This window comes from Shinella sp. R2-11, assembly GCF_055330205.1.
This window is the reverse complement of the sequence record NZ_JBVAPC010000002.1, coordinates 475126-499446: the sequence shown is the minus strand read 5'-3', so window position 1 is coordinate 499446 and position 24321 is coordinate 475126. Positions and strand designations below refer to the sequence as shown.

The 24321-nt window shown below is 66.0% G+C and carries 21 protein-coding genes; 11 read left to right on the top strand and 10 right to left on the bottom strand.

What is annotated here, in order from left to right; translation table 11 throughout:
- Positions 1–42 precede the first annotated feature (42 nt).
- Entirely contained in the window at positions 43–717 is a 675-nt protein-coding gene (locus ACZ1A1_RS07090; RefSeq protein WP_463619321.1) for an HAD family hydrolase, read from the bottom strand.
- 192 nt (positions 718–909) lie between these two features.
- Here ACZ1A1_RS07090 and rpiA point away from each other — a divergent pair, with 192 nt between their 5' ends.
- Both rpiA and ACZ1A1_RS07080 read left to right on the top strand, forming a co-directional pair.
- Positions 910–1608 (top strand): ribose-5-phosphate isomerase RpiA, encoded by a 699-nt coding sequence (gene rpiA / locus ACZ1A1_RS07085; protein ID WP_463619320.1) that lies wholly within the window; start codon positions 910–912, stop codon positions 1606–1608.
- An 18-nt stretch (positions 1609–1626) separates the two neighbouring features.
- Entirely contained in the window at positions 1627–2166 is a 540-nt protein-coding gene (locus ACZ1A1_RS07080) for a DUF2059 domain-containing protein (protein WP_463619319.1), read from the top strand.
- A gap of 82 nt (positions 2167–2248) precedes the next feature.
- On the opposite strand, the gene ACZ1A1_RS07075 is transcribed toward ACZ1A1_RS07080, so the two are convergent.
- Positions 2249–2584 (bottom strand): hypothetical protein, encoded by a 336-nt coding sequence (locus tag ACZ1A1_RS07075; RefSeq protein WP_463619318.1) that lies wholly within the window; start codon positions 2582–2584, stop codon positions 2249–2251.
- A 270-nt stretch (positions 2585–2854) separates the two neighbouring features.
- Here ACZ1A1_RS07075 and gor point away from each other — a divergent pair, with 270 nt between their 5' ends.
- Positions 2855–4243: a glutathione-disulfide reductase gene (gor, locus tag ACZ1A1_RS07070; RefSeq protein WP_463619317.1), complete on the top strand. Its 1389-nt coding sequence runs from the start codon at positions 2855–2857 to the stop codon at positions 4241–4243.
- On the opposite strand, the gene ACZ1A1_RS07065 is transcribed toward gor, so the two are convergent.
- The gene (locus ACZ1A1_RS07065; RefSeq protein WP_463619316.1) at positions 4221–5123 is read right to left on the bottom strand and encodes a LysR family transcriptional regulator; all 903 of its coding nucleotides are present in this window, start codon (positions 5121–5123) and stop codon (positions 4221–4223) included. The genes gor and ACZ1A1_RS07065 overlap by 23 nt on opposite strands.
- A 150-nt stretch (positions 5124–5273) precedes the next feature.
- On the opposite strand from ACZ1A1_RS07065, the gene ACZ1A1_RS07060 reads away from it, so the two are divergent.
- The 3 genes from ACZ1A1_RS07060 to ACZ1A1_RS07050 all read left to right on the top strand — a co-directional run bounded on the left by ACZ1A1_RS07060 (position 5274) and on the right by ACZ1A1_RS07050 (position 7565).
- Positions 5274–5504: a hypothetical protein gene (locus tag ACZ1A1_RS07060; RefSeq protein ID WP_463619314.1), complete on the top strand. Its 231-nt coding sequence runs from the start codon at positions 5274–5276 to the stop codon at positions 5502–5504.
- A 170-nt stretch (positions 5505–5674) separates the two neighbouring features.
- Complete coding sequence (locus ACZ1A1_RS07055; RefSeq protein ID WP_463619313.1) at positions 5675–7048, top strand: class II 3-deoxy-7-phosphoheptulonate synthase; 1374 nt, start codon at positions 5675–5677, stop codon at positions 7046–7048.
- A gap of 121 nt (positions 7049–7169) precedes the next feature.
- Complete coding sequence (locus ACZ1A1_RS07050) at positions 7170–7565, top strand: GFA family protein (protein WP_463619312.1); 396 nt, start codon at positions 7170–7172, stop codon at positions 7563–7565.
- A gap of 3 nt (positions 7566–7568) precedes the next feature.
- Here the strand turns inward: ACZ1A1_RS07050 and ACZ1A1_RS07045 are convergent, their stop codons facing one another.
- The 4 genes from ACZ1A1_RS07045 to ACZ1A1_RS07030 form a co-directional block, all read right to left on the bottom strand.
- Entirely contained in the window at positions 7569–9284 is a 1716-nt protein-coding gene (locus tag ACZ1A1_RS07045) for a pilus assembly protein TadG-related protein (protein WP_463619311.1), read from the bottom strand.
- A 1-nt stretch (position 9285) separates the two neighbouring features.
- Positions 9286–9708: a TadE/TadG family type IV pilus assembly protein gene (locus ACZ1A1_RS07040; protein ID WP_313192977.1), complete on the bottom strand. Its 423-nt coding sequence runs from the start codon at positions 9706–9708 to the stop codon at positions 9286–9288.
- 143 nt (positions 9709–9851) lie between these two features.
- Positions 9852–10382: a DUF1003 domain-containing protein gene (locus tag ACZ1A1_RS07035; RefSeq protein WP_463619310.1), complete on the bottom strand. Its 531-nt coding sequence runs from the start codon at positions 10380–10382 to the stop codon at positions 9852–9854.
- 158 nt (positions 10383–10540) lie between these two features.
- Entirely contained in the window at positions 10541–12463 is a 1923-nt protein-coding gene (locus ACZ1A1_RS07030; protein ID WP_463619538.1) for an LTA synthase family protein, read from the bottom strand.
- Positions 12464–12762: 299 nt separating this feature from the next.
- On the opposite strand from ACZ1A1_RS07030, the gene ACZ1A1_RS07025 reads away from it, so the two are divergent.
- The 3 genes from ACZ1A1_RS07025 to ACZ1A1_RS07015 all read left to right on the top strand — a co-directional run bounded on the left by ACZ1A1_RS07025 (position 12763) and on the right by ACZ1A1_RS07015 (position 16889).
- Positions 12763–14442 carry an NAD+ synthase gene (locus ACZ1A1_RS07025; RefSeq protein ID WP_463619309.1) on the top strand — a complete coding sequence of 560 codons (1680 nt, stop codon included), beginning with the start codon at positions 12763–12765 and terminating at the stop codon, positions 14440–14442.
- Between the two features lie 95 nt (positions 14443–14537).
- Positions 14538–15296, top strand: coding sequence for an NYN domain-containing protein (locus ACZ1A1_RS07020; RefSeq protein ID WP_463619308.1), 759 nt, complete (start codon positions 14538–14540; stop codon positions 15294–15296).
- A 96-nt stretch (positions 15297–15392) separates the two neighbouring features.
- Positions 15393–16889 (top strand): sensor domain-containing diguanylate cyclase, encoded by a 1497-nt coding sequence (locus ACZ1A1_RS07015; protein ID WP_463619307.1) that lies wholly within the window; start codon positions 15393–15395, stop codon positions 16887–16889.
- Here the strand turns inward: ACZ1A1_RS07015 and ACZ1A1_RS07010 are convergent.
- The gene (locus ACZ1A1_RS07010; protein ID WP_463619306.1) at positions 16886–17917 is read right to left on the bottom strand and encodes a LacI family DNA-binding transcriptional regulator; all 1032 of its coding nucleotides are present in this window, start codon (positions 17915–17917) and stop codon (positions 16886–16888) included. The genes ACZ1A1_RS07015 and ACZ1A1_RS07010 overlap by 4 nt on opposite strands.
- Before the next feature lie 199 nt (positions 17918–18116).
- Here ACZ1A1_RS07010 and ACZ1A1_RS07005 point away from each other — a divergent pair, with 199 nt between their 5' ends.
- On the top strand, positions 18117–18935 hold the full coding sequence (locus tag ACZ1A1_RS07005) for an SDR family oxidoreductase (protein ID WP_463619305.1): 819 nt from the start codon (positions 18117–18119) through the stop codon (positions 18933–18935).
- A 17-nt stretch (positions 18936–18952) separates the two neighbouring features.
- Here the strand turns inward: ACZ1A1_RS07005 and ACZ1A1_RS07000 are convergent, their stop codons facing one another.
- On the bottom strand, positions 18953–20059 hold the full coding sequence (locus ACZ1A1_RS07000; protein WP_463619304.1) for a DUF2865 domain-containing protein: 1107 nt from the start codon (positions 20057–20059) through the stop codon (positions 18953–18955).
- Between the two features lie 241 nt (positions 20060–20300).
- On the opposite strand from ACZ1A1_RS07000, the gene ACZ1A1_RS06995 reads away from it, so the two are divergent.
- Positions 20301–21878, top strand: a complete 1578-nt coding sequence (locus tag ACZ1A1_RS06995) for an ABC-F family ATP-binding cassette domain-containing protein (protein WP_463619303.1) — start codon at positions 20301–20303, stop codon at positions 21876–21878.
- A gap of 50 nt (positions 21879–21928) precedes the next feature.
- Here ACZ1A1_RS06995 and ACZ1A1_RS06990 read toward each other — a convergent pair whose 3' ends face one another.
- The gene (locus ACZ1A1_RS06990) at positions 21929–24241 is read right to left on the bottom strand and encodes an NADP-dependent malic enzyme (protein ID WP_415214522.1); all 2313 of its coding nucleotides are present in this window, start codon (positions 24239–24241) and stop codon (positions 21929–21931) included.
- Between the last annotated feature and the right edge of the window lie 80 nt (positions 24242–24321).

Below are 24321 nucleotides of genomic sequence, written 5' to 3'. Positions count from 1 at the left end.
GAATGCAAGGGGCACGCCTCCAGGGAGGCGTGCCCCTTTTTATTAGCGGGCGATGAGGCGTTCCACGAGATCGGGCGTCAGCTCGTCGAAATGGGCGATGACGTGGTTCGGCTCGAGCTCGGCGACCGGCACGTCCGAATAGCCGAAGGGCACGCCGATCGACGGGACGCCGGCATTGCGGGCGACGAGCATGTCGTTGAGGCTGTCGCCGATCATCACCGTGCGCTTCGGGTCGGCCCCCGCAAGGCGAACGGTGCCGAGCAGGTGCTCGGCATCCGGCTTGCGGACGGCGAAGGTGTCGCCGCCGGTGATGGCGGCAAAGCGCGCGCTGAGGCCGAGGCCGTCGACGAGACGGCGGGCCAGCCCTTCCATCTTGTTCGTGCAGACGGCGAGGCGGTAGCCGGTACCGGCAAGGCGGTCCATGGCGTCGGTGAGGCCGGGATAGGGCACGGAGACGCCGGGCATGGCGTCCGCATAGTGCTCGACGAAGACGGCGAGCATGCGCTGGAGCTCCTCGTCGGAAATCTCGCGGCCGCGCAGCGCGAAGGCGCGCTTGATCATCACCTGGCCGCCATGGCCGACGAGATAGGTGAGGTCGCCGTAGCCGACCGGTTCCAGCCCTTCGAGGCCGATCGTGTGGTTGAGGCTCGCCACGAGATCGTGTGCCGTATCGATGAGGGTGCCGTCGAGATCGAAGACTACGAGAGGAGCGGACATGGAAAACCTTGCGGATGGAAAGAGGGAGGATGTTTCCGGTATGCGACGGCGGGGCGGCATTTGCAATCCGCTTTCCCGCCGCAGGGAAGCGGCGATTTTGGCTTTCGTTTGCCGGCCGGGGCGTGTAAGTGTCTCACCGGAATTCCGGCCGCTTCGCGCGCCTGTTTGCAACCGTTCAGGGAGTTTTGGGGCATGGACGCCCGTGAAATGAAGATCAAGGCCGCCGAGGCAGCGCTCGCCCATGTGGAAGACGGCATGCGCCTCGGCATCGGCACCGGCTCGACCGCCGAGGAATTCGTGCGGCTCCTGGCCGAGAAGGTGGCCGACGGCCTCAAGGTCGAGGGCGTGCCCACATCCGAGCGCACGGCGCGGCTCTGCGTCGAACTCGGCGTGCCGCTGAAGTCGCTCGACGAGCTGCCGGAACTCGACCTCACCATCGACGGCGCCGACGAGGTGGACGGCAGGCTGCGCCTCATCAAGGGCGGCGGCGGCGCGCTGCTGCGCGAGAAGATCGTCGCCAGCGCCTCGCAGCGCATGATCGTCATTGCCGACGAGAGCAAGGTCGTCGAGACGCTCGGCGCCTTCAAGCTGCCGATCGAGGTCAATCCGTTCGGCCTTGCCGCCACGCGCATCGCCATCGAGAAGACCGCCGCGCGCCTTTCCCTTTCCGGCCCGATCGCGCTGCGCACTTCCGGCGACGGCCCGTTCATGACGGACGGTGGACACTACATTCTCGACGCATCTTTTAGCCGCATTCCTGATGCAGATGCGCTCGCAAGCAATCTCAATGACATACCGGGCGTCGTCGAACACGGCCTCTTCATCAATATGGCGTCGCTTGCCATCATCGCGGGACCCGCTGGTGCGCGCACGCTGACGGCGAAAGAATAGACAGGAGCACAGACCGACATGATCAAATTTGCTGGTTTCGGCCGGACCCTTGCGGTGACCCTCATCGTTTCGGCGGGCCTTGCCGGCGCCGTCAAGGCGCAGGACGTCACGGACGCGCAGATCAAGGCGGCCCGCGCCGCCATCGACGCCATCGGCGCGACGAGCCGCTTCGACAGCATCCTTCCGGGCCTTGCCGCTCGCGTGAAGGCGACCTTCGTGCAGGCCTCGCCGAACCACGAGCAGGAAATCAACGCCGTCGTCGACGAGCAGGCGCTTGCGCTCGCGCCGCGCCGCGCCGACCTCGAGAAGGAAGCAGCGACCATCTACGCCAAGACCTTCACGCAGGACGAGCTGAAGGCCATCGCCGACTTCTACGGCTCGGCCGTCGGCAAGAAGCTGCTGTCGGACGGCCCGATCGCCACGCGCGAAGTCATGAAGGCCGCCGAAATCTGGGCCTCGGGCGTCGACCGCGACCTGCGCACCGAAAGCGGCGACAAGCTCGACAAGATGCTCGGCGCCAAGCCAGCCGAGGGCGGTGACGCGCAGCCGCAGCAATAAGCATCGACGAAAAAGGCGGCCATCGGCCGCCTTTTTCATAGCCTTCATATCCGGCGCGCGCCGGATGAAACGGGCCGCCCCGTTATTCGTGGATCGTGTAGGAGCCGAGTTCGCAGAGGTTCTGCGTGTCGGTCGTCGTATCCAAGGCGGAATCCTCCGAAAACTCGAAGCGCATGTCGTATTCGCAGACGTCGCGGCCGTCGGCGATGGTGATTTCGATCGATTCTCCGGGTTCCAGCACCTGGTCGCCGAACACATCCTCTTCCCACCGGTCTTCACCGACCGGGGAGGTGTAGAAGGCGGTGAGCGTGGAACCTGTGCCGTTCTTCAGCTCGAAGACGAGGTCTTCGGCGATGGCCGGGCCGGCCAAGAGGGCGAGTGCGGCCGCGCAGGCTGCGATGGATAGGGGCTTTTTCATGATGATCATCCGCTTGGACCACAATCGGTCAGGTATGTCCTAATGCCCCTTCGCCCCGGCGTAAATCCGGCATCCATGCCGCCCGACCAGCCATTTGGGGCAGATTTCCCGGTAATGTAAAGCGAGCGGAGCGGGAGTGGCGCTCAACCGGCGATCCGGCCTTTTCCTTTTGGGCGCGCTGTTCCTATATGTGTCGGGCGCAGCGGGCGGATTCGCCGTCCGCGTCCTCAGACGGCCGTCCGGCCAGGCTTGCCCGCAGGAGATCGCGACATGACGACATTCGACTACGACCTCTTCGTCATCGGTGGAGGCTCCGGGGGCGTGCGCAGCGCGCGCCTTGCCGCCGCCATGGGCAAGAAGGTGGCGATCGCCGAGGAATTCCGCTTCGGCGGAACCTGCGTCATCCGCGGCTGCGTGCCGAAGAAGCTCTATGTCTATGCCTCGCAGTTCCACGAGCATTTCGAGGATGCGGCCGGCTTCGGCTGGCAGGTCGGCGAGACGACATTCGACTGGCCGGCGCTCGTCGCGGCCAAGGAGAAGGAGATCACGCGCCTCGAAGGCCTCTACCGCAAGGGGCTGGAAAATGCCGGCGCGATCATCCTCGCGACGCGCGCGGTGCTCGTCGGGCCGAACACGATCCGCCTCACCGCCACCGACGAGCTGGTGACGGCCGAACGCATCCTGATCGCCGTCGGCGGCCATCCCACGCCGCATTTCGACCTGCCCGGCCACGACCTCTGCATCACCTCGAACGAGGCCTTCGACCTGCCGGCGCTGCCGAAATCCATCCTCATTTCCGGCGGCGGCTATATCGCCGTCGAATTCGCCAATATCTTCCACGGCCTCGGCGTCGAGACGACGCTGATCTATCGCGGCAAGCAGATCCTCTCGCGCTTCGACCAGGACATGCGGCAGGGTGTGCAGTCGGCGATGATCGCCAAGGGCATCCGCGTCATCTGTGAGGACATCATTACCAGCGTCGCCGAAGGCGAGGGCGATGGCCGCGTCGTGAAGACCAAGGCCGGTGAGACGCTGACCGTCGACCAGGTGATGTTGGCGCTCGGCCGCGTGCCCAATACCGGCAGCCTCGGGCTGGAGACGGCGGGCGTCGCCATGAACGAGCGCGGCGCCATCGTCGTCGACGCGTATTCGCGCACCAACGTGGCCGGCATCTTCGCGCTCGGCGACGTGACCGACCGCGTGCAGCTGACGCCGGTCGCAATCCACGAGGCGATGTGCTTCATCGAGACGGAGTTCCGCGGCAATCCGGTCTCGCCCGACCATGACCTCATCGCGACCGCCGTGTTCTCGCAGCCCGAGATCGGCACGGTCGGCCTCAGCGAGGAGGAGGCGGCCAAAAGGTTCGACGACCTCGAGATCTACCGCGCCGAGTTCCGCCCGATGAAGGCGACGCTTTCCGGTCGGCAGGAAAAGACGATCATGAAGCTTATCGTCAATGCCGCCGACCGCAAGGTGGTGGGCGCGCATATCCTCGGCCACGAGGCGGGCGAGATGACGCAGCTCCTCGGCGTCTCACTGAAGGCGGGCGTCACCAAGGACGACTTCGACCGCACCATGGCGGTGCATCCTACGGCGGCGGAGGAACTGGTGACGATGTACCAGCCGAGCTACCGCGTCAGGAACGGGCAGCGGATCTAGCCGGCATCCTCTCTTCGGCCGGCGGGCGCCCGGCGAAACGATCCTCATTGCGCTTGAAAAGCGCGGAGAGGCGATCGATCACGAGGCGCATTTCCGGCCGGTGGCGGTCGTCGTCGTTGACCGTGAGCCAGAGGGGATGGGTGAGCTCCGCGATCGGCTCGCCCTCGCGCACGAGCGCGGGCATCGCATCTCCCACGAAGACCGGCAGGACGCCGCGCCCGGCGCCGCTGGCGATCAGCCGGGCCAGGAGGTCAGGCGCGTTCGTCCAGGTGTGGATCTGCTGTTCGTGGTTGCGGAACACCCATTTCTCCGCATCGAACGTGGCGACCTCCGTGCCGATGGAGACCCATGGCAGATCGGCCTCGCCGGCGCGGCCGACGGGCCGGTAGACGGCATAGGCGACATCGACCGACTTGCGCACCGCGACATTGCCGGTCTTCGGCGCGGCGTTGAAGAGCGCGATCATGCCGTGGCGATAGGTCAGGTCCTCGCCGGGCGGGAGCTGCTTGCAGCACAGGCGGAAGCTTTCGGTGGGGCCGCGCAGATCCGCCGTGTTTTCCGCGACGAAGCCCGTCAGCCATATATTGCCGGCGATCGCGACGATGGGAAGCGCGAAGGCATCGCCGTGCCAGCGGGTGATGTCGGCCGTCGTGCGGCGGATGGTCTGGACGTGCTCGAAGAGAACGATCCCGTCGGGGGCGAGGCGATAGCCCTGCTGGCTGCGCATGAAGAGCGTGCGCCCCATGGCACGCTCCAGCGCCAGCATGCGGCGGCCGATCGTGGGCGCGCTGATGCCCGTGATCGATGAAGCGCCCGCAAGCCCGCCTTCCGAGGCTACATGGAAGAAAAGCCGCAGATCGTTCCAGTCGACTTCGGACATTGCCGTTTCCTTGTTCATTCCTGCCAATCTAGCGCAAAACCGGCCGACCGGCATCGCCCGTCGGTGAAACGGCCGTTTCATTTCCGCATCTACGATCCGCCTGCCGCGCTCGCTACCTCATGGAACACACTCGATTGAAGGAGGCTTGCCATGAGCCCGGAATGGATGATCGCCCTCGACAGGATGGAGAGGATGGCTGGCCGCCGTCGGAAAGACCCGTTCTCCGACCCGCTGGAGCGGGAGGAATGGGCGGGGCTGGAATGGGCGATCCGCCTGTTCGGCCGGCTCGGGAACGGCCGCCGCAAGCTCATTCCGGCACCCTTCGTCGAGCCTGTCTTTCACCGGACATTCGCCCGGGACGCGGCTTGGCGCCGCCTCTAGGCGGAGCTGTCGTTCGCCTCCATTCATCGCCATGTCACACCAAGGGCAGAACCGTCACAGCCGCTGGAACTTCGGCTATGCAAGAACCATCTAACGGTTTATAAGCCCGCATCGTTGAAACGGAGGGGCGCTCCAGGCTTGTTGGGAGCGCTTCAGGACAGGTGAGTATCATGGCACAGAATTGGACGCCGAGCAGCTGGCGGCAGAAGCCCATCCAGCAGGTTCCGGATTATCCCGATCTCGCCGCATTGGCGGCGACCGAAGAGCGCCTTGCGAAGTTTCCGCCGCTCGTCTTCGCCGGTGAGGCACGCCGCCTCAAGACCGCGCTTGCGAACGTGGCCGAAGGCAAGGGCTTCCTGCTTCAGGGCGGCGATTGCGCCGAAAGCTTCGCCGAGCACGGTGCCGATACGATCCGCGACTTCTTCCGCGCTTTCCTCCAGATGGCCGTGGTGCTGACCTTCGGCGCCCAGCTTCCGGTGGTCAAGGTCGGCCGCATCGCCGGCCAGTTCGCAAAGCCCCGTTCCTCGGGCGTGGAGAAGCAGGGCGACGTGACGTTGCCCTCCTACCGCGGCGACATCATCAACGGCATCGAGTTCACGGAAGAGGCCCGCGTGCCGAACCCGGAACGCCAGATCATGGCCTACCGCCAGTCCGCCGCCACGCTGAACCTCCTGCGCGCTTTCGCCATGGGCGGCTATGCCAACCTGGAGAACGTCAACCAGTGGATGCTCGGCTTCGTCAAGGACAGCCCGCAGGCCGAGCGCTACCGCAAGCTCGCCGACCGGATTTCCGAGACGATGGACTTCATGAAGGCCATCGGCATCACCTCGGATAACCACGCGAACCTGCGCGAGACGGATTTCTTCACCAGCCATGAGGCGCTGCTGCTCGGCTACGAGCAGGCGCTGACGCGCGTCGATTCGACCTCGGGCGACTGGTACGCGACGTCCGGCCACATGATCTGGATCGGCGACCGCACGCGCCAGCCCGACCATGCGCATATCGAATATTGCCGCGGCATCAAGAACCCGATCGGCCTCAAGTGCGGCCCGTCGCTGACCGGCGACGGCCTTCTGGAGCTCATCGACCTTCTCAACCCGCAGAACGAGGCCGGCCGCCTGACGCTGATCTGCCGCTTCGGCCACGACAAGGTCGCGGAAAACCTGCCGCGCCTCATCCGCGCCGTCGAGCGGGAAGGCAAGAAGGTCGTCTGGTCCTGCGACCCGATGCACGGCAACACGATCACGCTCAACAACTACAAGACCCGCCCCTTCGAGCGGATCCTGTCGGAAGTCGAAAGCTTCTTCCAGATCCACCGCGCCGAAGGCACGCATCCGGGCGGCATCCATATCGAGATGACCGGCAACGATGTGACGGAATGCACGGGCGGCGCACGGGCGCTTTCGGGCGCGGACCTTGCCGACCGTTACCACACGCATTGCGACCCGCGCCTCAACGCCGACCAGGCGCTGGAGCTCGCCTTCCTTCTTGCCGAGCGCATGAAGGGCGGCCGCGACGAGAAGCGGATGGTCGTGAACGGCTGATCGCCTTCCGTTCACGCTTCGGTTCCGTCGATGAGCGGGGCTGATGCATGCATTCAGGAATGTGAATTTGACAGGACCGGGCCGGCTGGCAAAGCTGGCCCGGTTTTCATTTGGGGGGAACATGGGCGAGGAACATCGGGGACATTGCCTCTGCGGCGCGGTGCGCTTCCGCGCGCAGGGAGACCTCGGCAGGGTCATCGCCTGCCATTGCAGCCAGTGCCGGCGGCAGACCGGGCATTTCTACGCCGCGGTCAATGTGCGCGACGAGAAGCTCGCGGTGGAAGGGTCGGAGAACGTCGCCTGGTACCGCGCAAGCGACCGGGCGGGCCGAGGTTTCTGCCGGACCTGCGGCTCCGCCCTGTTCTGGAAGGGCGATTGTTCCGACTACACCTCGGTCCTGGCCGGCGCCTTCGACAGGCCGACGGGGTTTTCCATCGGCGTGCACATCTATTGCGCCGACAAGGGCGACTATTACGAGATTGCCGACGGCGCGCCGCAATTTCCGCAGGCTGGATAGGCCTTACTGCACCAGGGCGGGGCGCTGGCAGGCGACGCCCGTCACGCGGATATCCGCTTCCCCGACCTTCACGCCGACGGCGAGCAGCAGGTTGTACAGCAGTTCGTCCAGTGCCGGCGTCACCGCGCCGAGCGTCGAGGCGAGCGCCTGCGTGACGAGCGAGGTGTTGAGCCCGAGATTGAGCAGCTTGATGTTGATCTCGACCTGGAGCTTTCCGAAGAGGCTCTGGATGGTGGAGGTGAGCGTGTCGCGCGTCGAGGTGGATTTCGTCGCCTTGGCGGCGATCTCCGTCGGGGTGAAGGTGAGGCGGTCCTTGGTGAGGTTCTTGGCCTCGGCATGCGCCAGCGCGTCGATGCTGAGGAGCAGGGCATCGACGATCCGGGCTTTTTGCACCCGCGGCTCGTCGGAGAAATCGGCGAGCACCGAGGGATCGACCTTGCCGATGGCGAGTTCCGCCACGCCCGCCACGGCATCGACCGCGACATTGGCATTGGACGGCGAACCGCCGAGGCAGCGGATGTCGGCGAGCTTCGCCTCGGACGCGGCGACCTCGACATAGAGCGGTAGCTTGATCCTGAGTCCCGCCAGCGCGGCCAGCCCGTCGATGCCGACCTCGACGGCAAGCCGCGTCTGGGCGCTGCGCACCGCGCTGCCCGGTGCGCCCAGCCGGTGGGAGGGCGTTTCGACCGGCGGTTCGCCGATGGCGAGCGAGACGGTCACCGAGGCGAGGCTCGGAATGGCAAGGCCGGTGTCGAGCGCCACCTGGTTCTTGCCGTTGGCGAGGGCTGCGGCGGCCGTGACGATCTGCAGGGCGTTGACGGACATCGCCCAGTCGCCGCCCGTCGCCACGGCAATGCCCTTCCTCGGATCGATGTTGAGAATGCGGGAGAGGGGGAGCTTCACCTTGCTGCCCGACGTTGCCGTCTCGATGGCGTGGAGGGCGGAGCGGACAGGGCCGGAAAGCCCCTCGACGGCGCGCATCGAGGCGAGAAGCTGCGGCATGGTGATGCCGGCATTCAGCACGTCCTCATAGGTGCCGGCCGTCAGATTCAATTGCGTGGCGACGGCCTTCAGGAAGGGCTGCACCGAAAGGTCCGTATCGACCAGCGCGCGGTAATCCATCACCTTGAGCGAGAGCTTCGTGCCGAGGAGCTTGCCGAGCAGCGCGTTGAGGATGCCGTCGTTGAGGCTGGCGAGGCGCGTGCCGATGGAAAAGGCGGCGACCTTGGTGCGCGAGGCCGAGCCCGTCGCCGAAAGCAGCGGCGACTTCGGCATGAAGACCGAGGCGACGAAGAGGTCGGCGGGGCGGGAGAGCGTTACCCGCGCGGCGTCGGCATCGACCGTTGCCGGCTTGAAGCGGTCCTCGGGCGGGATGTCGGGATCGGCGACGTAGCGGCCGCGCTCGACCTTTGCGGTGGTGACGGCGGCCTTGAGGCCGACCGGCGTCGCGGCGGGGATCGTCACGCCGTTCGTGCCGGAGACGGAGGCCGGCAGGTGGTTGAGCGCGAAATAGGTCGCGGCTGCCTTTTCCGCCTCCGCAACGTTGGAGGCGGCGGCGATCGCGGCAAGGTCCGCGGAGGTCTGTAACTGGCGGCGCTGCACGGTGAGGTAGCCGTAGTCGACGCCCAGCGCCAGCGAGAAGATCATCAGGGGCAGGCTGATCGCCGCGAGCACGCCGATATTGCCGGCGCGGTCTTCGAGGAGGCGGGGAGGCTTCATCTCACATCCCCCCGATGCGCACGGTGGCGTAGCGCTGGATCTCCTCCTTCGGCAGCGCGAAGGTGAAGAGCTTCCAGATCGGCAGGTCGCTGGAATCGTAGGTGATGGTGACGGTGAACTGGTCCGGATTGCCGGAATCGTCGGTGACGAGCACCTTCATCTTCGCGCGGTTGATGAAGGAATAGTCGAGGCGGGAGGCATCCAGATAGCGGTTGACGAGCGTGACGCGTTCGGCCGGGTTGAGCCCCGCGACCGCCGTGCGGGCCGCATCGGCGGCGATCTGCTGCACGGAATGGGTGACGGAAAGGTAGATGCCGTAGGCGATCAGCGTGAAGAGCGCGAGGAAGAAGAGCGGGGCGATGATCGCGAATTCCAGCGCCGATGTGCCGGCGCGATCCTTCGACAGGCGGGACAAGGCGTGCACGACATCTCCTCCTTCGGACTGTGTGACGGCATGGCATTCCCGCATCCCTGTTGTGGATGCACGTTTATCGTGCGCTGAGAATCTTAATTTCTCCTATAGATTGATTTTTGTAAAGTTTGCCGATTGGTGGTTGTGGCGGGTTGTCAGCCCCGTTCCCGCAGGACGTCGTGCAGCCGCAGGATTTCCATCTTGAGCGCGGCGATCTCCTCGAGGAAATGGGTGTCGATCTTGTGATGCAGCGCCATGAGCTCGATTTCCGCCTTGAGGTTCACCTCGTAGTCCTTGGATGCCTCGAAGCGGTCGCGGGCGGCCTGCCGGTTCTGCGACATCATGATGATCGGCGCCTGCAAGGCGGCGAGCATGGAGAGCACGAGGTTGAGGAAGATGAAGGGGTAGGGGTCGAAGGCATCCTTCGTCAGCAGCAGCGTATTGGCGAGCGTCCAGACGACGAGGAAGGCGAGGAAGCCGACGATGAAGGCCCAGGAACCGCCGATGCGGGCGATGCCATCAGCGATACGCTCGCCGACCGATTGCTTCGCCTCGTAGGCGATGTTGCGGTCTTCCGAAAGGATGCGGCCCTCGCGGGAGTGAAGCAGCACGTCGCGCTCGGTCTCGTCGAGCTGGTCGGCCGGCTTGCCGAAGAGTATCTGGGCTGCGTCGTCGAAGGGTCTCATGGCCGGGCTCCGGAAGCGGGAATCGGAGCCCTAGCCTAGAGCATTTCCGCTTTTCCCCGAATCGCGAAAACGCTCTAACTCTTTGTTTCACCGCGTTTCCGAATGCAAAATCGCTTCGCACTTTTGCTGGAAATGCTCTGGCTTCATTCCGGCGAAAATCAGTAGCCTGCCGCCATCAGTTCCGCATGGGAGTCAAAGAAGCGTTCGAGGCCGTACTGCTTGCCGAACATGATGTCGTGCTGCAGGAAGCGGAAGTCGCGCACCAGCGGGTCGAGCGTCTTCTTGCGCGCCCAGTCGGGGGTGGCATTGCCCTTGGCGTCGATCAGCATGTAGCGGTCGATGACGCGCAGCTTGTCGTGCACCGCGCCGAGGAAGCCGGTGTAGTAGGGGTGCTCGTAGCCCGCTTCCTTGAGGATGTAGTAGGAGAGGAATGCGGGGCTGATCGTGCCGACTTCCTTTTCCACGCCGGTCTTGTTCGACCAGATGACGAGCGGGGTCTCGTGCTCCTTCTTCATCTGCTCGGCCGAGCCCTTGCGCGAGGCGGTGATGCCCTGCATGTAGCCGGAGGACTTGTAGACCGTGTTGAGCGGCGGCAGGTGGTCGCCGAAGACGACGATGATCGTCTCGCGGTCGCGTTCCTTCGCCCAGTCCATCAGCATCTTGAGGCTCTGGTCGGCTTCCTTCACGCCCTGGGCGTAGCTCGCCAGCATGCGGTTCTCGCGGGCGTCGAGCTTGCCGTCGATGGCGATGTCGGTCTTCTGGTAGCGGCCGTCGTCATAGGGGCCGTGGCCCTGCAGCGTAACGGCGAAGAAGAAGAAGGGGTTTTCCTGCGTGTCCGCCTGGCGGATGATCTCCTTGGTCAGCGCCTCGTCCGAGGTGAAGTTGCCGCGCTTTGCCAGCGGCGGCAGTTGCTCCTTGTCCTTGAAGGTCTCGAAGCCAAAGGCCTTGTAGACGCTGGTGCGGTTCCAGAACCAGCCGGAGAACGGATGGATGGCGCGCGCCGTGTAGCCTTCCGCGCGGAAGAACGTGGCGAGCGAGGGGATCGGCTTGCGCACATATTGCTGGTAGGGAATGCTGCCGGTCGGCAGGAAGGCGTTGGAGAAGCCCGTCAGCGCCTCGAATTCCACATTGGCCGTCAGGCCGCCGAATTCCGGCGAGAAGACGTTGCCGCTGGAGCTTTCGCGGATGACCGGCATCGGATCGGGCGAGAGCTTGACGCTCTGAAGACGCGTCGGATCCCAGAGGGACTCGCTCATCACCACGATGACGTCCGGCTTGGAGCGGTGCGTCGTGCCGGCCGGCAGGGGCTTGGACGGAATCTTGTCGATGGCGTCGATCATGTAGCCGGCGGGCGCCTGCACGTTCGCCATCGGCAGGTTGATCGCGAAGGCCATGACGAAGCCGTTATGGCGGTAGTTCTCCGCCTGGTCCCACATGATCGGGAAGACCTTCAACCGGTCGCGCATCCAGGAGAAATCGTTGTAGTCCATGATGGATGCGAAGCCGGCGAGCAGTGGCAGCGTGACGGCAAGGCGCGTCAGGCGCTCCTTCCTGGTCAGCGGGCGGAAGCGGCGCCAGGCGAAGATCCAGAGGGCGATGAGGCCGGCGACCGCGGCGAGGACGGCAAGCGCAAGGCCAGCGGCGGTCCACGGGCGGTCCTGCACCAGCACGGGCATGAGTTCGAGGATCTGGCGGCCGAAGAGCAGGTCGGTCGGATAGAGCGGATCGGTGAGGAACACCTGCTTCTGCTGCGAGATGACGCCCATCAGCACGACGAGCGGGGAGACCAGCAGCACCGCCTTGTGCTGGCGGCCGATCAGGGCGTCGATGGCAAGATAGAGCAGGAAGAACACGCCGGCCGTCGTCCAGCCGGGCTGCTGGAGATTGGTCAGATAGGCATAGGTCTGCTTGAATGAGCCGCGCGTGATGAGTTCGACGACGACGACGGTGGCAAGCGCCAGGAGAAGCGAGACGGCCAGCGAGCGCAGGACCGCCAGCGCCTTGGCATGGCGCGCGAAAAAACCTGCCTCGGCGGCGGAAATCTCGGTGGCTTCGATCGCCACGGCTGCGGAAGTGAACAGGGCCAAGGCCTTCTCCGGTTGTCATAAAACTTTCTTGTATCTGTCATACGGATGTCATCTTGAACAGAACATGAATGGGTTGCCCAACGTTTCCGGCGTGCTTTGGTTCCTTCTGTTGCATTGCGGCAATGGTCGCGGAACCCCCTGAAAACCGAAGGGTTTTGCCGAAATCGAATGCAAACCGGCCGCCGTTCATTCCCAAAACGCCTGCCATGCTCTAAAGAGCGTATCGACCGTCCGTCGTTTCCCCCGGCATCGCGCGGGAAAGGCGGACACGAGCAGGAGACGGGTCCGCAGACATGACTTCCGAGACTGAAAAGACGACGCTGCGCATCGCTGTCGCGCAATTGAACCCGACGGTCGGAGACGTCGCCGGCAACCTCGCCAAGGCGCGCGCCGCCCGCGAGGATGCGGCCCGGCAGGGCGCCGATCTCCTTCTCCTGACGGAACTCTTCATCTCCGGCTATCCGCCGGAGGACCTCGTGCTCAAGCCGGCCTTCCTGAAGGCCTGCCGCCGGGCGATCGACGACCTTGCCGCCGACACGGCCAAGGGTGGTCCCGGCGTCGTCATCGGCTTTCCGCGCCAGGACGAGACCGGCCGCTACAATGCCGTCGCCGTGCTCGACGCCGGCAAGGTGATCGCGGTGCGCGACAAGGTGGACCTGCCGAACTACGGCGAGTTCGACGAAAAACGCGTCTTCGACCAGGGCGCCATGCCCGGCCCGGTCAATTTCCGCGGCGTGCGGCTCGGCATCCCGATCTGCGAGGACATCTGGGGCGATCTCGGCGTCTGCGAGACGCTGGCCGAGAGCGGCGCGGAAATCCTGCTGTCGCCGAACGGCTCGCCCTATTATCGCGGCAAGGTGGACGTGCGCCATCAGGTCGTGCTGAAGCAGGTGATCGAGACCGGCCTGCCGCTTCTCTACGCCAACCAGCTCGGCGGGCAGGACGAGCTCGTCTTCGACGGCGCGAGCTTCGCCTTCAACGCGGACAAGACGCTCGCCTTCCAGATGAGCCAGTTCGAGGAGACGATCGCGCTCACCACCTGGAAGAAGCACGGCGGGAGCTGGGTCTGCGACGGCGGGCCGATGTCGCGCATTCCCGAGCGAGAGGAGGCGGACTATCGCGCGTGCCTCCTCGGCTTCCGCGACTACGTCAACAAGAACGGCTTCAAGAATGTCGTGCTCGGCCTTTCCGGCGGCATCGACTCGGCGATCTGCGCGGCCATCGCCGTGGATGCGCTCGGCGAAGAGCGGGTGCGCTGCGTCATGCTGCCCTACCGCTACACCTCGAAGGACTCGCTGAAGGATGCGGCCGATTGCGCCAGGGCGCTCGGCTGCCGCTACGACATCGTGCCGATCGAGGCGCCGGTGAGCGGCTTCCTCTCCTCGCTCTCCGAGCTTTTCGAAGGGACCGACGAGGGGATCACCGAGGAGAACCTCCAGAGCCGCGCCCGCGGCACGATCCTCATGGCGATCTCCAACAAGTTCGGCTCGATGGTCGTGACGACCGGCAACAAGTCGGAAATGTCGGTCGGCTACGCCACGCTCTACGGCGACATGAACGGCGGCTTCAATCCCATCAAGGACCTCTACAAGATGCAGGTCTACGCCCTGTCGCGCTGGCGCAACGGGCATGTGCCGCCGGGCGCGCTCGGTCCCTCGGGCGAGATCATTCCGCACAACATCATCGACAAGGCCCCGTCCGCGGAGCTGCGCCCCAACCAGACCGACCAGGATTCGCTGCCGCCCTATCCTGTGCTCGACGATATCCTCGAATGCCTCGTCGAGATGGAGATGAGCACGGAGGAGATCGTCGCGCGCGGCCACGACGCGGCGACCGTCCACCGCATCGAGCACCTGCTCTACATCGCCGAATACAAGCGCCGCCAGTCCGCGCCGGGCGTGAAGATCACCCGCAAGAATTTCGGCCGCGACCGCCGCTATCCGATCACCAACCGATACCGTGACCGGGGGTAGTTCCGCGTTAACCGTTGCAAGCAAAAGGCGGTGCCGTCGATTGCGACAGCGCCGCCTTTTGCTATCGTTTCCGCAAAGTGGCGGAGGCGATGGCCATGACGGCGCAGTATGTAGCGGTTCTTATCGATGCGGAGAATGTGTCGGTCTCGGCAGCGGCAAGGATTGTCGACGAGGCGGCCCGGCACGGTCTTGTGCGGGAGAGGCGGCTCTATGGCGACTTTGCGCGGCCGCATCTTGCTTCCTGGCTTGACGCCGCGCCTCGCCACGCGTTGACGCCGCGCCAGACGGCCGGGGGCACGACAGGCAAGAACGGTGCGGACATCGCGCTCGTCATCGATGCCGTCGAAATGCTGTGCCGGAACGAGGTGGACGTCTTCTGCATCGCCACCTGCGACGGAGACTTCACGCAACTGGCGATGCGCATCCGTCAGGAGGGAAAAACCGTTATCGGCCTCGGCAGCGCAACGGCGTCGGCCCATTTCAGGCAGGCGTGCGATGCTTTCGTGGAGGTCGCAAAGACCAGCAAGCCGGCAACCGTCTGCGCCAAGGCCACGCCGCCGGCAAACAACGCATCTGCGCCGCGCAGGCTGGAGGCCGATCTCCTCCAGCGGGCCTTTGTCGCGGCGCCGCGGCTGGATGGTGGCGACTGGGTGGGCCTGCCGGACATGATGAAGGCCTTGAAGGAATGCGCGCCGACTTTCGGCGTCAAGGCCTACGGGCACAGCCAGCTTTGCAAGCTGCTCGCCTTTTCCGGTGCCGAACTGGCCGACAAGAACAGGAAGGTGCGTGTCGGCAAGCAGGCGCTGAAGAAGGTGGTCGATAATGGGCGACCTTCCGTTGCGGCCGTGGGTTAAGCTTTCGCTCACCAGCCTGTTTAAGCGAATTTTGCCGTCTGTCCGCTAGCCTTCCCCCAACAATCCGGAAAACCGGATGGCCGGACAGGGGAAACGATGGCGGGCAGGGCGGACAAGGGCCGGGCGAGGCGGCGGCGTGGTGTCGGGACGGCGATCCGCATGGCGGCCGTCACGATCATCGTCCTGTTCGGCGCCGCCAACTATCTCGTCCTCGACCACGCCATCGACCGCGCCGACAGCTTCGTCATCGAGACGGAGCGTACGCTGGTCCGCAACGAGTTCAGCCACCAGATCGATCAGGTGGTGCAGTATCAGAGCCAGCTTTCCTTCGGGGACAGGACTTTCAAGGAACTGGCGAACGGCATGCCCGGCGATGCTTTCGTGCATGACCAGCTCCGCGACTGGATGTGGGCGGATTTCGGCTTCTCGTGGATGATCTTCGCCGCGCCGGACGGCGGGAAGGTCCTCGGCGTGCATCGCGGCGAAAGGGTTTCGGACCGCAAGGCCCGCGAGAAGCTGCAATGGGTGAGCGATCTCACCCGCAGGGCCGAGCAGGCCTACCGCAACGCGCTCTCGCCCGATCGCGGCGGCTGGCAGGTCGCCCCCGCGAAGGAGGACCCGGACCTCCTGACGCCGGCGCTGCCGGAGATCCACGTCACCGGCATGCGGCTCATCGACAGCGTGATGAGCATCGTCGTCGTGCAGGCGGTCATTCCGAAGACGCTCTATGTGCCGGCGGGCCGCTTGCAGCCCACGCTGCTCGTCACCGTCAAGCCGGTCTCGCAGAAGATGCTGGCCGATGCCGAGCAGCGGCTCGGCGTGCATGGCCTCGCCTTCACTCCCATCGTTAGCGTGGAGCCGGGGTTGGCGATGACGCCGGTCGGCGCCGATGCCTATAATCCCATGGTCGCCTCGTGGCGGCCGAACATGCCGGGATCCTTCGTCTGGCGCTCGGCCCTGCCGCAGATCACCCTGTTCGTGCTGGTCTTCGCCGGCGTGATGCTCTTCGTCACCGCCCGATTTTCCGCCCTCGTCCGGGCGCTCCAGCGCAGCGAGGAGAAGAACGCCTTTCTCGCCCGGCACGATCCGCTGACGGGGCTGAGGAACCGCAGCGGCTTCGACGAGGAAATGCTTCGCGTCGAGGGCACGGGCAATGGCTTTGCCATCCTCGCCATCGACCTCGACCGCTTCAAGGCGGTCAATGACCGGCATGGCCATGCGGCGGGCGATATCGTGCTGCAGGCCGTCGCCCGGCGCTTTTCCGACCGGATCGGCGGGCGCGGCTGCGTGGCGCGGCTCGGCGGCGACGAATTCTGCGTGCTGCTGATCGGCGAGCATGACCGTGAAAGCCTTGTGGCGCTGGCCGGAAGCCTCGTGCTCGATACGCAACTGCCCATCGCCTATGGCGGCCAGTTGCTGCGGATCGGCGGCAGCGCCGGCATCGCGCAGTTCCCGGCCCATGGCGAGATCGTGCACGATGTCATGGTGAAGGCCGATGCCGCGCTCTATGCGGCCAAGAATGCCGGCCGCAACCGCGCCGTCCATGCCGGCGATATCGGCGACGACGAGGTCGCAGGCACGCGCGCCGCCTAGCGGGTGAGATCGGCCGGAATATTGAAGGGCGTCACCACTTCGACTGCCGAGAGCCGGGTGGCGTTGCCGGGGTGCTGCGGGCGTCTTCGGGCAAGCACCGCCTCGAAGACCCGCCGCGCATCCGTGCGCAGGTCGTGGTGCAGCACGAAGGAAAGCTTTCCCGCCCGCAGGAGATCGAGATTCTCGGCATCGAGGTCATGCGCGACATAGACCCGGCAGGGTCTTGCCGCCGCCTCGAAGGCCGAGAGCACGGCGCGGTTTCCGCCGCCGATGGAATAGACGCCGGCAATGTCCGGGTGCCTTGCGAGGGCCACGGCGACGAGGGTGCCGGTCGCCGTATCGCGGCCGAAGCCCTCGCTGACCTCGACGATGCCGAGCTCGGGATAGCGCTCGCGCATCAGCCGGCGAAAGCCGATCTCGCGCTCCTCCTCGCCGCGGAAGCGGTTGGAGCTGAGCGTGACGAGGATATGGAGCCTCTCCCCCTTCAGCCGCTCGCCGATGAGATAGGCCGCCGTTTCGCCGGCGGCGCGGTTGTCCGCGCCGGCATAGGCCGTGCGCGGCGTGTTCGGCAGGTCCGTCACCAGCGTGACGACGGGGATTCCCGCCGCCTCCAGCCGGGCGACCGCGCCGGCCACTTCCGGCACGTCCGCCGCCTTGAGCGCGACGCCGTCGGTGCCGCGCAGGCGGATGCGGTCGAGCATCTGCGCCATGTCCGCCGGGCGGATGAGTTCGGCGAAATGGAAGCGCGCGCGGAAAACGGCGGCGGCGAATGTTGCCGCCTCGCTTTCGAAGGCGCGGCGCACAGCGCTGGTGAAGCGATCCGGCGCCTCCATGACCACGTCGATGCCATGCAGGCGGGCGGGGCTTTCCTGCGTCGCCGTCTGACGCTCCAGTTCATCGATGGCCGCGTGCACGCGCGCCGCCGTCTGCCGGCGGACGCCCGGACGGCCGTTCAGCACGCGGTCGACGGTCGCCGTGCTGAGGCCGGCCTGGAAGGCGATGTCCTTGACAAGGAAGGGATGGGCCATGGCGTTCCTGATGGATTTTTGATGGTTTCCCGATCTATCGCGGATCGGGGTAGGCCGTATAGTTCCCGTTCGATATCGCATGGTGCCGGATATCCGCTTTTCGAAGGAAAACCTTCCGAAACAGATGGATGGCCGTCACGGCTGAGAAAAAGAGTCAATGGGAAACGGTCTCGTGACGAGGCCCGGATGGAGGAATGCAATGAGCGATGGTGCACGACTCGACGGCAGGATCGCCGTCGTCACGGGGGGAACGCAGGGGCTCGGCGCGACGATCGCCCGGCTTTTCGCCGAGCGCGGCGCGGCCGGCCTCGTCATCTGCGGCCGCAACGCGGCCAAGGGCGAGGCGAAGGCGCGCGAGATTTCGGATGCGACGGGCGTGAAGACCGTCTATGTGCAGGCGGATCTCGAGAAGGTCGAGGATGCAAGGGCGGTGATCGCCGCCGCGGACAAGGCTTTCGGGCGCATCGACGCGCTGGTCAATGCCGCCGCCATCACGGATCGCGGCACGATCCTCGATACGAGCCCGGAACTCTTCGACAGGATGTTCGCCGTCAATGTGCGTGCGCCGTTCTTCCTGATGCAGGAGGCGATCAAGGTGATGCGGCGCGAGAAGATCGAGGGCACGATCGTCAATATCGGCTCCATGTCCGCCAAGGCGGGCCAGCCCTTCATCTCGGCCTATTGCGCTTCCAAGGGAGCGCTGGAGACGCTGACGAAGAACACGGCCTATGCCGTGCTGCGCAACCGCATCCGCGTCAACGGCCTCAATATCGGCTGGATGGCCTCGGAGGGCGAGGACCGCATCCAGCGCGAATATCACGGCGCTGCGGAGGACTGGCTGGCGAAGGCGGCGGCGGCCCAGCCGTTTGGCCGGCTCGTCGATCCGGCGGAAGTGGCGCGGGCCTGCGTCTATCTCTCCTCGGCGGAATCCGGGCTGATGACGGGTTCGGTCATCTGCTTCGACCAGTCGATCTGGGGCGCCTATGACGGCTCGCCGCATCCCGAAGCGCCGCTCTGAGCGGCCGGCCGCCGGCGTCAGTTGACGTCGGCATCGGCCGGGCGGCCAAGGTCGATGGCGGTGGAGTTCTCCGGCAGGAAGACCGGGCCGACGGTGCGCACCTTGCTTTTGGCAGGATCGTAGTCGCGTTCCTCGACGGCGACCGGCGGCTTTTCGGCGACCGTTTCCTTCTTCGGCAGGGTGCGAATGGTGGTGACGGAGCCGTTCTCGCCGCCGCCCGCTTCCCCGGTGCCGGCGGTCGCGCCGTTGCCTCCGACCGCCTTCTCGCGCCTGATCATCTCCTGATAGTAGGCCGAGAGATTGCAGCCGCAATCGCCGGGCTTGGAGAGGTCGCGCGTGCGGTAGGCGAAGGCGTTCTGCAATTCAAAATAGGGGCGGCCGGTGACCGTCGAGGTCATGTGCTCGGTTTCCTGGCCGCTCGACATCGACTGATAGAAGAGTTGCGTCTCGGTCTGTGGGCACATCATCTCGCAGACCTTCTGGTCGCGGCGGAAATCGAGGGGCGTCGCGCCCGAGGAGATCGGGAAGAAGCCGCCGTCGCAGGTGCGCACGCAGACAGTGCGCAGGTTGCCATGGCCGGAGCTGCCGCCGAGCGAGCGCAGTTCCAGCCGCTCGCTGCCCTCCGGCGCCGTGCCGAGCGGCAGCGTGCGGGTGTCGTCGAGCGTGCGCAGGGGCTCCGTCGCGGCGATAGGCATGATTTCCGGTTCGTCGTTGCAGCCATTGGCCTCCAGGGCCGCGAGCAGGCGGTTCCGCTTGCCCGAAGAGGATACGCCGCCGGAAAATTCCCGCCGCTTGCCGTCGAGAACCTGGAGGTTCTGCTCCATGCGGCCGATGACGGAGGCGAGCGTCGCGCAGGCGTCGGCATTCGCCCCGCCGATCACGATGATGCTGCCGCTGGAGCAGCGCAGGCGCCGCTGGTCGCTCTTCGCCTTGCGCAACTGGATGTTCTGACGGGCGATGGCGCTGGCATATTTACGGGCGCTCGCCGTGTCGACGACGACCTTCGGCAGGTTCGCAAGCCCGGCCCGGATGCCCTCGCACACGCCCGCCGCCGCCGTGCCGCCCAAAAGGACGAGCGGCAGGCCGGCGAGAGCGGCGAAAAGAAGACGGGCGCGTGCCTTCACGTCGATTCGATCCCTGAATGCCTGAATTCCTAGGGCCTGAAGGCCGTTTTCGAGGCTCCATCATAGGCCGCGCGGAGGGGAGCGCAACGTTCTCCCGCATTTGTGATTAACGGGCCTGCCTTGCAACCGCCGCTGCCGGGCCCTAGATATCGGCCATCGTCAATGCCGACCGGATGGTGCGCCATGGAATTCGACCCGACCGCAAACCGACTTCGTTTTGTCCTCGGGGAAATCCGTATCCATGCCGCATTCCATCACACTTTCGAAAATCACCTGGTCGACGCCTGACGGGCACACGCTTCTTTCCGACCTCGACCTGACCTTCGGTTCCGAGCGCGCCGGCCTTGTCGGCCGCAACGGCGTCGGCAAGACGACGCTGCTGAAGCTCGTCACCGGCGATCTTGCGCCGCAATCCGGCTCCGTCACGGTCGACGGCACGCTCGGCCTCCTGCGCCAGAGCGTGCAGGTCGCACCGGATGAGACGGTCGCCGGCCTCTTCGGCATTACCGAGGCCCTCGACCTTCTCGCCTGCGCGGAGCGCGGCGAGGCGAGCGTCGAGGTGCTTGCCGGGGCCGACTGGACGCTGGAGGCCCGGCTTGCCGCCGCGCTCGCCCGCGTCGGGCTGGAGGTGGAGGCGGGAACGCCGCTGGCCGCGCTTTCCGGCGGGCAGGGGACGCGGGCGGCGCTTGCCGCCCTCATCTTCCGCGAGCCGGATTTCCTGCTGCTCGACGAGCCGACCAACAATCTCGACCGCGACGGACGGCGGGCGGTCATCGACATGCTCGCCGGTTGGCGCGCGGGCGCCATCGTCGTCAGCCACGACCGCGAACTTCTCGATACCATGGACGCCATCGTTGAGCTGACGGGCCTCGGCGCGACGCGCTACGGCGGCAACTGGAGCGCCTATCGCGCGCGAAAGGCGCTGGAGCTCGCGGCCGCGCATCGCGATCTTGCTGACGCGGAAAAGCATGCGGCCGATATCGCGCGCACAGCGCAGGCCGTTACCGAGCGCAAGGCACAAAAGGACAGCGCCGGGCGCCGCAAGAAGGCGCGAGGCGACATTCCACGCATCATGCTGGGCGCGATGAAGGAGCGGAGCGAGCTGACGAGCGGCGCGAATGCGCGGCTTGCCGAAAGCCGGCAGGCGCAGGCGGCGGAGGCGGTGACGACAGCGCGCGAGCGCATCGAGGTCCTCCAGCCGCTCACCGTCTCCGTGCCGCCGACGCATCTTCCCGCAAGCCGGACGGTGCTGCGCATGGAGGGCGTGACGGCCGGCTACCTGCCGGAACGGCCGGTGATCCACGACCTTTCCTTCGCGATGACGGGGCCGGAGCGGGTCGCGGTGACGGGGCCGAACGGCCCCGGCAAGACGACGTTCCTCGCGCTCCTCACCGGACAGTTGCAGCTTTGGCAGGGGAGCGTGCGTCTCTTCACCGATGCCGCGATACTGGACCAGCGCGTCGGCCTGCTCGACCCGGCGCTGTCGATCCGCGACAACTTCCGGCGCATCAATCCCGAGGCGGACGAGAATGCCTGCCGGGCGGCGCTGGCGCGCTTCATGTTCCGGGCGGATTCAGCCCTGCAGGTCGCCGGCAGCCTCAGCGGCGGGCAGATGCTGCGCGCCGGCCTTGCCGCCGTGCTGGGCGGGGCCAGGCCGCCGGCGCTCCTCATCCTGGATGAGCCGACGAACCATCTGGACATCGATTCCATCGAGGCGGTGGAGGCGGGTTTGCGATCCTATGACGGCGCGCTGCTGGTGGTCAGCCACGACGAGCCGTTCCTGCAAGCTATCGATATCACGCGCCGGCTGGAACTCTGAACGAAAACGGCCGCCGGAAGGCGGCCGTTTCATAAGGCGGATGGCGCGGCTCAGGCCGGGTTGGAGGCTTCCACCACGGCGAGCGCGGCCATGTTGACGACGCCGCGCGAGGTGACGGACGGCGAGAGGATGTGGGCGGGCATGGCGGCGCCGAGCAGGATCGGGCCGACATGCAGGCTGTCCGTCATCGTCTTCACCACGCCGAGCGTGATGTTGGCGGCGTCGAGGTTCGGGAAGACCAAGAGGTTGGCCTCGCCGGTGAGCGTCGAATCCGGCATGACGCGCTGGCGCAGCACCTCGGAGATCGCCGAATCGCCGTGCATTTCGCCATCGGCTTCCAGCGTCGGGTCCACCTCGCGGACGATCTCCATCGCCTTGCGCATCTTGAAGCTGCTGTCCGAATCCCGCGAACCGAAATTGGAATGCGAGACGAGGGCGGCGCGCGGCGTGATGCCGAAGCGGCGGATTTCCTGCGCGGCCATGACGGTCATCTGCGCGACCTCCTCGGCCGTCGGGTCCATCGTCACATAGGTATCGGTGAAGAAGGTGGCGCCGCGTTGCGAGATGAGCAGGCTGAGCGCGGAGAAGTCGAGCACGCCTTCCTTCTTGCCGATGATCTGGCTGACGTCGCGCAGGTGCTTGGCGTAGCGGCCTTCGACGCCGCAGATCAGCGCATCGGCCTCGCCGCGCTTGACGGCGAGCGCGCCGATGACCGTCTGGTTGGTGCGAACGATGGTGCGGGCGGCTTCCGGGATCACGCCGCGGCGGCCGACGATGCGGAAATAGTCGTCGACATAGTCACGATAGCGCGGATCGTCTTCCGGGTTCACCACGGCGAAATCGGTGTTCGGGCGGATGCGCAGGCCGTAGCGGTTGAGGCGCGCCTCGATGATCTGCGGACGGCCGATGAGGATCGGCTTGGCGATCTCCTCTTCCAGCAGCACCTGGGCGGCGCGCAGCACGCGCTCGTCCTCGCCTTCGGCGAAGATCACGCGCTTCTTCTCGGCCTTCCTCGCGGCGGCGAAGATCGGCTTCATGATGAAGCCGGAGCGCCAGACGAAGCGGTTGAGCTGGTCGAGATAGGCGTCGAAATCGGTGATCGGTCGCGAGGCGACGCCGGTTTCGGCCGCGGCGCGCGCGACGGCCGGCGCGATGCGCAGGATGAGGCGCTGGTCGAAGGGCGAGGGGATCAGGTAGTTCGGGCCGAAGCTCGGCGTGTCGCCGGAATAGGCGCGGGCGGCGACGTCCGAGACTTCTTCGCGGGCGAGCGCGGCGATGGCCCGCACGGCCGCCATCTTCATCTCCTCGTTGATCGTGCGCGCGCCGCAATCGAGCGCGCCGCGGAAGATGTAGGGGAAGCAGAGGACGTTATTGACCTGGTTGGGGAAGTCGGAGCGGCCGGTGCAGATCATCGCGTCGGGACGGGCGGCGCGCGCCTCCTCCGGCATGATCTCCGGCTTCGGGTTGGCGAGCGCCATGATCAGCGGCTTTTCCGCCATGCGCACGAGAAGCTCCGGCTTCAGCACGCCGGCGGCCGAAAGGCCGAGGAAGACGTCGGCGCCGTCGATGGTCTCGGAAAGCTGGCGCTTGTCCGTTTCCTGCGCATAGACGGCCTTCCACTGGTCCATCAGCTCTTCGCGGCCCTTGTAGACGACGCCCTCGATGTCGTGGACCCAGATGTTCTCGACCTTCGCGCCGAGGGCGACGAGCTGGTTGAGGCAGGCGAGGGCGGCCGCGCCCGCGCCGGAGGCGACGATCTTGGCGTCGGGCAGCGACTTGCCAGCGAGCTCCAGGCCGTTCAGGACGGCGGCCGCGACGATGATCGCCGTGCCGTGCTGGTCGTCGTGGAAGACGGGGATGTCCATTTTCTCGCGGAGCTGGCGCTCCACCTCGAAGCATTCCGGCGCCTTGATGTCTTCCAAGTTGATGCCGCCGAAGGTCGGCTCCAGCGCGGAGACGACATCGACCATCTCCCCGACGGTCGGCGCGTCTATCTCGATGTCGAAGACGTCGATGCCGGCGAATTTCTTGAAGAGGACGGCCTTGCCCTCCATCACCGGCTTGGAGGCGAGGGGGCCGATATTGCCGAGGCCGAGCACGGCCGTGCCGTTGGAGACGACCGCGACGAGGTTGGCGCGGGCGGTGTAGTCGGCGGCGGTGTTCGGATCGTCGCGGATCGCAAGACAGGGCGCGGCGACGCCCGGCGAATAGGCGAGCGCGAGGTCGCGCTGGTTGCCGAGCGGCTTGGTCGGGTTGATCTCCAGCTTGCCGGGGCGCGGGTGACGGTGGAAGAAGAGGGCCTGCTGGTCGATGTCGCCGCTTGCGGGGCCGTCCTGCGTCCTCGATTTATCAGCCGTGCTCATGATGCGTCCTGCCATATGCTGTTTTCGTCGCGGTTTCTCGGGGGCGAAGCTGCCGCAACGGTAAGTTTCCGGAGTCTCCC